The 8,489-nt window shown below is 45.3% G+C and carries 7 protein-coding genes and 1 pseudogene; 6 read left to right on the forward strand and 2 right to left on the reverse strand.

Annotated elements, in window-relative coordinates; translation table 11 throughout:
* Positions 1–185: 185 nt before the first annotated feature.
* Positions 186–791 (reverse strand): hypothetical protein, encoded by a 606-nt coding sequence (locus PF479_RS12365; RefSeq protein WP_298006998.1) that lies wholly within the window; start codon positions 789–791, stop codon positions 186–188.
* Positions 788–1,483, reverse strand: coding sequence for a cyclic nucleotide-binding domain-containing protein (locus PF479_RS12370; RefSeq protein ID WP_298007000.1), 696 nt, complete (start codon positions 1,481–1,483; stop codon positions 788–790). Before PF479_RS12370 ends, PF479_RS12365 begins: the two co-directional genes overlap by 4 nt.
* 97 nt (positions 1,484–1,580) lie before the next feature.
* Here PF479_RS12370 and PF479_RS12375 point away from each other — a divergent pair, with 97 nt between their 5' ends.
* From PF479_RS12375 to PF479_RS12400, 6 genes and pseudogenes are all read left to right on the forward strand, one after another.
* The gene (locus PF479_RS12375) at positions 1,581–2,513 is read left to right on the forward strand and encodes a DMT family transporter (RefSeq protein WP_298007002.1); all 933 of its coding nucleotides are present in this window, start codon (positions 1,581–1,583) and stop codon (positions 2,511–2,513) included.
* Positions 2,514–2,519: 6 nt separating this feature from the next.
* Positions 2,520–3,971, forward strand: coding sequence for a sensor domain-containing diguanylate cyclase (locus PF479_RS12380; protein WP_298007010.1), 1,452 nt, complete (start codon positions 2,520–2,522; stop codon positions 3,969–3,971).
* Between the two features lie 191 nt (positions 3,972–4,162).
* A complete protein-coding gene (locus PF479_RS12385; protein ID WP_298007004.1) occupies positions 4,163–6,028 on the forward strand; it encodes a methyl-accepting chemotaxis protein in 1,866 nt (621 codons plus the stop codon).
* 114 nt (positions 6,029–6,142) lie between these two features.
* Positions 6,143–6,388: a (2Fe-2S) ferredoxin domain-containing protein gene (locus PF479_RS12390; RefSeq protein ID WP_298007006.1), complete on the forward strand. Its 246-nt coding sequence runs from the start codon at positions 6,143–6,145 to the stop codon at positions 6,386–6,388.
* A gap of 16 nt (positions 6,389–6,404) precedes the next feature.
* Positions 6,405–8,135, forward strand: coding sequence for a [Fe-Fe] hydrogenase large subunit C-terminal domain-containing protein (locus tag PF479_RS12395; protein ID WP_298007008.1), 1,731 nt, complete (start codon positions 6,405–6,407; stop codon positions 8,133–8,135).
* Positions 8,128–8,489, forward strand: a pseudogene (locus PF479_RS12400) (stage II sporulation protein E); the annotation flags it as partial. The gene PF479_RS12395 and the pseudogene PF479_RS12400, both read left to right, overlap by 8 nt.

An 8,489-nucleotide genomic window follows, 5' to 3' on the forward strand; every position in this document is an offset into this window, starting at 1 on the left:
GTTCCATTATTCATAATGAGGATCTCATCCTGCCTTAAGCCGTTTCGGATTACTCATCAACTTATAGTACGGTCAACCTGAAAGAACTGCTGGCGGAGCTGAAGAGAGAAAAATAAATCATTCCCGGTAGAGGACATCAAATAAGGGAGACCGACCGGTTCCTGCTGCACTTTGTACAGGTTTATTTACCGAAGAGTGGGAGTCCGGGGGTGGGCAAAAATCTTTGATTCTGTGATTCCCATCTGTACTGCTGCCTGCCTCGCCACTGTCTGACTCAGCCAGTTTGGCTGGTGAGCGTCCGAACCGATCACAAAGCGGAAGCGGTTCAGATGGGGAGCGAAAAAGCTTTTATAGTCTTCTGTTTTCCATATATACCGGTTGTTAATCTCTACATAACACTCTGTGGGGACCTTGTTCAGATCGGCACCGATGGCAATGGGGTGAGACACAATCACCGGCTTGCCCGTACTCAGGAGTCTTTCCGCCCCTTTGTATTCGGACGCCTTGTCCCGGCAGTGGTAGATGTAGTAATCATAGGGATATTTCACCGCTTCCAGTGCATCGATACTGTCGTTGACTTCGCAGCCGCAATAAAAGCCATATGCATAGAGTTTAGCCTGGTAAACATCAAATATTGATCCCTGTATATATTCAAAATGATCGCTGATTCCCCGGATAAGCGCATGGTTCAGGCCGGCAATCAATTCTACAGTCTGCTGGGGGACGATGGCACTGTCTCCGGTTGAGAAAGTTGTATGGACATGTAAGTCCTGTCTTATTGTTTCTGTCATACGTAAAGCTCCCGTGATATTTCATTGAGTCTGGAAGAATCCAGAATCTTTATACTCTTCCTTTTCTTTTCGATGATCCCCTTGTCTACCAACATCCTGATGGTCCGGGTGAGATGACGGTAGCTGCATCCTAGAAATTCTGCCATCTCCTCCAGATTTTCGGTCTCCAGCTCTTCAATGTCGTCCTCAGTTCTGCTTCCGGGATAGATGACCCTGAGGTAGCTGGCCAGCCGGGTTTCCAGGGGATAGTTCTGATTGATAGCACTGGTGATATTGAAGGTTTTCAATTTTTTTGCCAGGGCTTCTCCCAGCTTGAATAAAATAGTGCTGTTCCTTTGGGCTTCTTCCTTCATGGTTTTCATGGGAATGCCCAGGCAGACTACCTCTGTAATTGCCTGGACGGAGCTGATGGCGGGAGAATCAAGAAAGAGTTCCACATCTCCCATCAGCTGATAGGATCTTAAAAATCGGATCAGCATGGTCTGTCCGTTTTCAAGGCGCTTGAATACCTTTGATTTTCCCTCGGCATAGAGGTACAACAATGTACACTCTTCTCCTTCCCGGAAGATGTATTCTCTTGGCGAAAAAATGCAGATTTTTATGGTTTCTACTGTCTCTTTTGACAGAATCTTTGCCCAGTGAATGGCGTTAAGGAGCCTGTCAATTTCATCCCGGCTGTTGGAAGTTTGCATATATTCTCCTGAAATCATATAGAAAATCTGAGTTTAAGACATATGTCCTAATGGAAGAATAAGCCTTTGTGCCATGATGAGGCAAGGAGGAACAATCTTGTATCCACTTTTATCCATTGGTTTGGGTGCTCTGATTGCCCTTATGATCACTCTCAACTCCCAGCTGGCATCGTTGATGGGGATTATCCCGGCATCCCTGGTATTACACCTGGTAGGGTTAGGAACTATTACTGCCGTTATTGCCTTGAGGGATCAGGTTGGTTCAGGGAAAAGAGTTCCCCTCTTCCTCCGTCTGGGCGGTCTTGTGGGAGTAGGGCTGACTCTTTTTAATATTATCTGTTTCCAGGCCATCGGGGCATCTCTTACCATCGCCCTGGGAATTCTGGGGCAGACTCTAGCCGGACAGATTGTGGATATCACAGGCTTTCTCGGGATGGAAAAGCACCCTTTTCATAAGGGAAAGCTCGCTGGTTGGATTCTGATTCTGTTGGGAGTTCAATTGATGGCAGGCGGTTCCAGCGGACAGGGACTCTATGTGCTTCTGGCCTTTATGGCGGGTACAATGGTGATGCTTTCGTCTGTGTTAAATGCACAACTGGCGCAAAAGATCGGGATTTTCCGGGCTACCCGTAATAACTTTATCATGGGTCTTGCCGGCCTGATTGTTCTTCTCTTTTTCTTCTGGACCGGCCCTGAACCTTTTTACCTGATACCCCGAATTCATCCCTTTATCCTTGCGGGAGGTGGTGTTTTCGCCGTTCTGGTTGTCTCTGGTATGAATCTGATATTGCCAAAAATCCCGACTGTATACAGCACCATCCTCATTTTTTCAGGTCAGATTTCTACGGGGCTGATTGTGGATTATTTTCTATATGGACAATTTTCAGTTGAGAAGGCGGTAGGAGCCCTGGTAATACTCCTGGGGCTGGCTGTGAAAACCCTGATAGACCGGCATGTCGCTGCATCCTTGATGGAGGCTTCTTCTCTGATTAAAACAACACTTGTCCCTGATAAAAAAATAGATATATAATTGTATATGCATGTCCCGTCAAAGAGATTCACCCAGTCAATACTGATCACTATTATCGCTGTTTCATTTATTGGGATCAGTCTTTTCTCCTACTATAGTGCCCGATCTTCCATGAGGAAGGAAATCCTTCACTCTTCTCTCCCTCTGCTCAGTGAGAACATTTATTCAAATATTCAAAGCAACCTCTCCTTACCAATTAATATTTCTTCGGCCATTTCCAGGGATACTTTTCTGATCAATTGGATAAACAAGGGAGAATCGAATGAAAAAGAGATCACCGACTATTTAAGCACAATCCGGGAAGAGTACGGGTTTTTAACGACCTTCTTCGTTTCCGAAAAAACCGGAAACTACTATTATTTTGATGGTCTTCTGAAAAAAATCAGCCTGGTGGATCCCCATGATGTCTGGTATTACCGCTTTGTGGATTCGGGCCTGAAATATGATTTGGATGTTGATAGTGATGAAGCCTCGAATGGATTACTATCGGTCTTTGTCAATTTCAGAGTTGAAGATTCGGATGGCAGGTTTCTGGGAATCGCCGGAGTCGGTGTCAGACTGGATCAAATCAGTGCGACCCTGGCTGAGAAACGGGATCTGTATAATAGAGACATATACATGGTTGATGATACAGGAGTCATACAGGTCCATTCAGATTTGAGCAAAGTTGAAACAGTCTCAATCTATGATATACCAGGCTTACAGGATGTTGCTGATAAACTCCTGACCCCGTCAGAGCAGGCGATTGATCTGATCTATAATTCTCAGCCGGATCCGACCCTTATCAGTTCCCGTTATATGGAAGAGCTAGGATGGTTTGTTCTGGTGGAACAGAAAGAACATGAGTACCTGGGTGCTGCTAGACGGAATCTAATTCTCACTATTCTGGTTGGTATTCTCACTACACTTCTTTTGTCGTTTCTCAGTTCCCGGACAATAAGCAGCTTTCAGGTTTATCTGGAAAATCTTGCCAGTACAGACAGCCTGACGGGAGCCCTGAACCGCAGAGAGCTTGAAAAAAGATTCACGAATGGCATCTACAGCATGAAACGATACGGGAGTTCCTATTCTCTTATAATTATTGATCTGGATGATTTTAAAAGGGTCAATGATGAGTACGGCCATACCACTGGAGACAACCTTCTCATTAAGATGACCGATGTCATTCATGAGATGATTCGTCCTACCGATGTCCTGGCCCGCTGGGGAGGGGATGAGTTTGTCATTCTCCTGGATACGGACTCAGGGATAGCCCTTAATCTGGCCGACAGGATCAGAGAAGCCCTGTCTGAAGATGAAATTGTCCGGGCTCTGGGTGTGTCCAATTCAATGACTGTGAGCATGGGAGTCACTCCCGTGCTGAGTGATGACAGCCTGAAAGCTGCTGTTCTCAGGGCTGATGCCGGCTTGTATGAATCCAAAAATACAGGAAAAAATAAAGTTGTAATTAAAAGTTAATCTAAAGTATTTTCTCGATAATAAGATTCAATTTTATTCAATAAAGACGACCAAAAAACACACAGAGTCCTTGTTGTTTTCTCTATCTTTTCTCCATAGAATCTCCACCTATATATTGATAGTTAAACTTGTATTCTGGATAATATTAAATTATTCTCTTATTTATACTCTATAAATAAAGAGGGTTTTCAATGTTCAAAAATTTAAATATATCGATAAAAATCACTCTCCTTGGATCTTTGATTCTTTTTGTTACCATTTTTTCCGTGGGTCTGGTTTCTGTCACTCAGGGATCAAAAAGTCTTACAAACAGTGCACAGGATCAGCTCATTAACCGAACAAGTGACATCTCAAATGGTATTAATAAACTCATGGTTTCGGAGATAAAATTAGTATCAGGTCTTGCCGCGTCCTCTCCTGCGATTAAAGCCATGACACTTGCCGTTTCAGACCCGCAGGAGGCCAAGATTGCCCTGCAGGAGCTGAATGAAAATTTGGAGAGGTTTATGATGATCGATGGTTTTTCAACTGATTATCAGGGTGTTATTGTCATGGCTCCTTCAGGTTTAGTTCTGGCTTCTTCGAATCCTTCTTTTCTCGGCGTCAGTGTGCAGGATCGGGATTACTTTCAGGGAGCCCTGAAAGGCGACCTGACCATCGGCCGTTCGGCTCAAAATAAGGTAACAAAGGTCCCTTTTGTAGGAATTTCATCGCCCATATATAACGGCGAACAACAAATTATAGGAGTCTTGGCAAATCTCGTTAATCTGACATTCCTCAGTGATTTAATTTCAGATTCTGTCATCGGAGAGACGGGATATTCTTACATGGTCGATAAAGACGGCCTTACTATTGCCCATCCTGATGAAACTCTGACTTTTGTGGTGAATGTAAACGATCTGGCAGGCATGGAAATTATCGCTGACCAGATTCGGAATAAGGTCGAAACCGGTGTTCAGCGCTACGCTTACAAAGGGGTGGAAAAAACTGCGGGATTCCATAGAATAGACACGACCGAATGGTATGTTATCCTGACCCTCAATAACTCAGAATATATGCAGCCTATTATTCAACTGACCACTATCATTATTCTTGTTTCTGCCCTGGCCTTACTCCTCTCGATTCTCATTTATATTGCCTTTTCCAGGACCATCAGCGGGCCTATTATCAAGGCACTGGCCTTTACGAATTTGATTTCCGAAGGAGATTTATCTGCCCAGATTGAACTGACGAGCAAAGATGAGATCGGCTTGCTGATTGCCGGAATGAGAAACATGGTCGACAAGTTGAAAGAGATCATTTCTAATGTGAAAAACTCTTCGGATTATGTTAGTACAGGCAGTGATGAACTGAGCGATTCGGCTCAGCAAATTTCACAGGGAGCGTCCGAACAGGCTGCATCAGCAGAAGAAGTCTCTTCGTCGATGGAACAGATGAGTGCGAATATTCAACAGAATACAGATAATGCGGCGCAGACAAAATCCATTGCCATGCAGGCCTCTGAAAATGCTATGGAGGGTGAAGAGGCCGTTAGGAAAACAGTCATCGCCATGAAACAAATTGCTCAGAAAATATCGATTATTGAGGAAATTGCAAGGAATACAAATCTTCTGGCTTTGAATGCGGCCATAGAAGCAGCCCGTGCAGGCGAGCATGGTAAGGGTTTTGCCGTTGTTGCCTCAGAAGTCAGAAAACTGGCAGAACGGAGTCAGGTCGCTGCGGCAGAAATCAGTGAACTTTCAATTTCCAGTGTCAATATTGCAGAAAGGGCCGGTGAAATGTTGACTATCATGCTGCCCAATATTCAAAAAACATCCGAGCTGATTCAGGAAATATATCTGTCCAGTGACGAACAAAGAGTCGGTGCTGAACAAATCAATCAGGCTTTATTGCAGCTGGATTCTGTCACTCAGCTGAATGCGAGCAATTCTGAGCAGATGGCTGCCATGGCAGAAGAGTTGACAGCCCAGGCTTTCAGCTTGAACAACTCTATTTCCTATTTTAAGATCTCAAAATTAGAGCCTGTCGGAGACCGGCCAAAACTGCTGAAAAAGTAGCTTGCCCCTCAAATGCATATGACAAGGTTATCGGTATAATCATATCGATAACAATATATTGACATAGTCGCTGTTTTCTGTCATGATGGGACTGGATCAATCCGAGGTACCATCATGAAGGATAAAAAAACTATCACCATATGTATGGGGAGCTCTTGTTTCTCCCGGGGAAATAATCATAATCTGCAGATTATCCAGGACTATATAAAAGATAGAGATTCTGCGGATATATTCCTGTCTGGTGCCCTGTGTCATGAACAGTGCAGCAGGGGGCCTGTCCTGTATCTGGGGGACACCATGCTCAGCTTTGTCGATAGCTCTGAAATCCTTGATCTACTGGAAACTTACCTCAAAGAATAAACAGGAAAATGCCCTAATGAAACTCAACCCCATATATACGGAAATTACGGAATGCCAGGACTGTTACAAATGCATTCGCCATTGCCCTGTGAAGAGCATCAAGGTGGAAGACGGCCATGCCAAAATCCTTGTGGACGACTGTATTCTCTGCGGAAACTGCTATCTGAAATGTCCGGTAGGGGCTAAAAAGATCCGGAATGACCTGCCCCGGGCGCAAAGGGCTCTTCAGGAACATAAGAAAGTCATTTTGTCTCTGGCTCCCTCTTTTGTGGGGGAGTTCCCCGGGATCTCTCCTTCTGTACTGATCAAAGGAATCAAGAAACTGGGATTCTGGGCCGTTTCCGAAACTGCTCTCGGGGCACAGGAAGTGAGCCGGCATACCAGTCAGATTCTGAAGAAGGCCGAGAAGGGTGTCTTTATTTCCTCTGCCTGTCCTACCATGGTGGAATATATCCGCAAACATAAACCTCAATATTCCTCCTATGTCATCGATCACCTTTCGCCTTTATTGACCCACTGCCAGATGCTGAAAGATCTATACGGTGAGGATTGTATTGTTATTTTTGCAGGACCCTGTATTTCTAAAAAGAGGGAAGCCGATCTCAGAGAGGACCTTCTGCATAGGGCCATTAGTTTTGAAGACCTGAAGAATTGGTTCTCCCAGTATCAGATAGATCTGAATACTCTCAGCGGTGATGAGGATGAAAATTTTGTTCCCCAATATTCCTATGACGGAGCCTCCTATCCCCTGGAAGGGGGAATGATTCGGAGCCTGAAAATGCAGAACGTGGCCCTTCCGGATAATCAGCTTATGAGTTTTACGAATGTTCATTCCATGGCCGAGGTACTACAGAATCTGGAATCTCTGGGGCAGAAAGATCCTTTGTTTCTTGAACTCCTGGCTTGTGAAGGGGGATGCATCAATGGTCCCGGCTGTGGAAAAACATCAGGAACTGCGGTGAAGGAGAAGCAGCTCCTGGATTATATCACCAGCCGCGAAGAGCAGCTGTCTCTTTATAAACCCTGCAGCAGCATTATCTATAAACGGAAAATTGAGGCTGTGACGCAAAGAAGCTTTGATGAAATGGAAATAAGGAAGGCCCTGAATACCATTGGTAAATATGAAAGCAGTGATGAGAAAAACTGCGGTGCCTGCGGTTACTCAACCTGCCGGGATTATGCCGCAGCCTTTCTCGATGGCCGTGCTGAGAAGGATATGTGCGTCAGTTACCTCAAGACACTCTCAGAGAAGAAGGCGGATGCCCTCATCAAATCCATGCCTTCCGGCGCCGTCATTGTGGATGCGGAGATGATGATCATCCAGTGCAACAGGGCATTTGCCATGCTGATCGGTGAGGAGACTCTGGCAGCTTATGAAACAAAACCCGGTTTGAAGGGGGCGTCCCTGGAAAAAATTCTGCCCTTTACATCCTTGTTTCAAGGAGTCCTTTCGGAAGAAGGGGTTCTGGCAGACCAGACCTTTCACCTGGAGAATAAAATTTTTACCGGTTCTGTCTTTACTATTGAAAAGAATCAGGCTGTGGGAGGGATCTTTCAGGATATCACTCTTCCCTGGGTCCAGAAAGACCAGGTGATCAAACAGGCCCGGAAGGTGATGGAAAACAGCATATCCACGGTGCAGCAGATAGCATTTCTTCTGGGAGAAAATGCGGCTCAGAGCGAGATTATGCTGAACTCCATTATCACATCTTTCGGTTCTGAATCGGATCAGGAATCCGATGATTAAGACATTTTTCGATGTGGGTCATTTTCAGGTCACAAAGAAGGGCGAGTCTGCTCCTGGTGATGCTTTTCTGACCCGGAAGGCTCAGGGGCGGCAGAGGATCATTTCGGTGCTTTCCGATGGTCTGGGCAGCGGAATCCGGGCAAATGTACTCTCCTCCCTGACGGCCACCATGGCCATAAGGTCCATTGAGAACAATCTCTCTCCTCTTAAAACTGCTGAGCTCATTTCAAGAACCCTTCCTGTGTGCAGCATACGGAAGATCAGCTATTCCACCTTTACCATCGTGGATGTGGATGAGCATGGAATGGTGCAGATTGCCGAGTATGATAATCCGCGTTTTGTCCTGATCCGGGA

It is taken from the genome of Oceanispirochaeta sp., from assembly GCF_027859075.1.
Lineage (GTDB): Bacteria > Spirochaetota > Spirochaetia > DSM-2461 > DSM-2461 > Oceanispirochaeta.

Excerpts from the sequence above, each read along its gene's own strand:
- PF479_RS12365 (WP_298006998.1), bottom strand. The coding sequence starts at position 791 with ATGACAGAAACAATAAGACAGGACTTACATGTCCATACAACTTTCTCA.
- PF479_RS12370 (WP_298007000.1), bottom strand. The coding sequence starts at position 1,483 with ATGCAAACTTCCAACAGCCGGGATGAAATTGACAGGCTCCTTAACGCC.
- PF479_RS12380 (WP_298007010.1), top strand. The coding sequence starts at position 2,520 with ATGCATGTCCCGTCAAAGAGATTCACCCAGTCAATACTGATCACTATT.
- PF479_RS12385 (WP_298007004.1), top strand. The coding sequence starts at position 4,163 with ATGTTCAAAAATTTAAATATATCGATAAAAATCACTCTCCTTGGATCT.
- PF479_RS12390 (WP_298007006.1), top strand. The coding sequence starts at position 6,143 with ATGAAGGATAAAAAAACTATCACCATATGTATGGGGAGCTCTTGTTTC.
- PF479_RS12395 (WP_298007008.1), top strand. The coding sequence starts at position 6,405 with ATGAAACTCAACCCCATATATACGGAAATTACGGAATGCCAGGACTGT.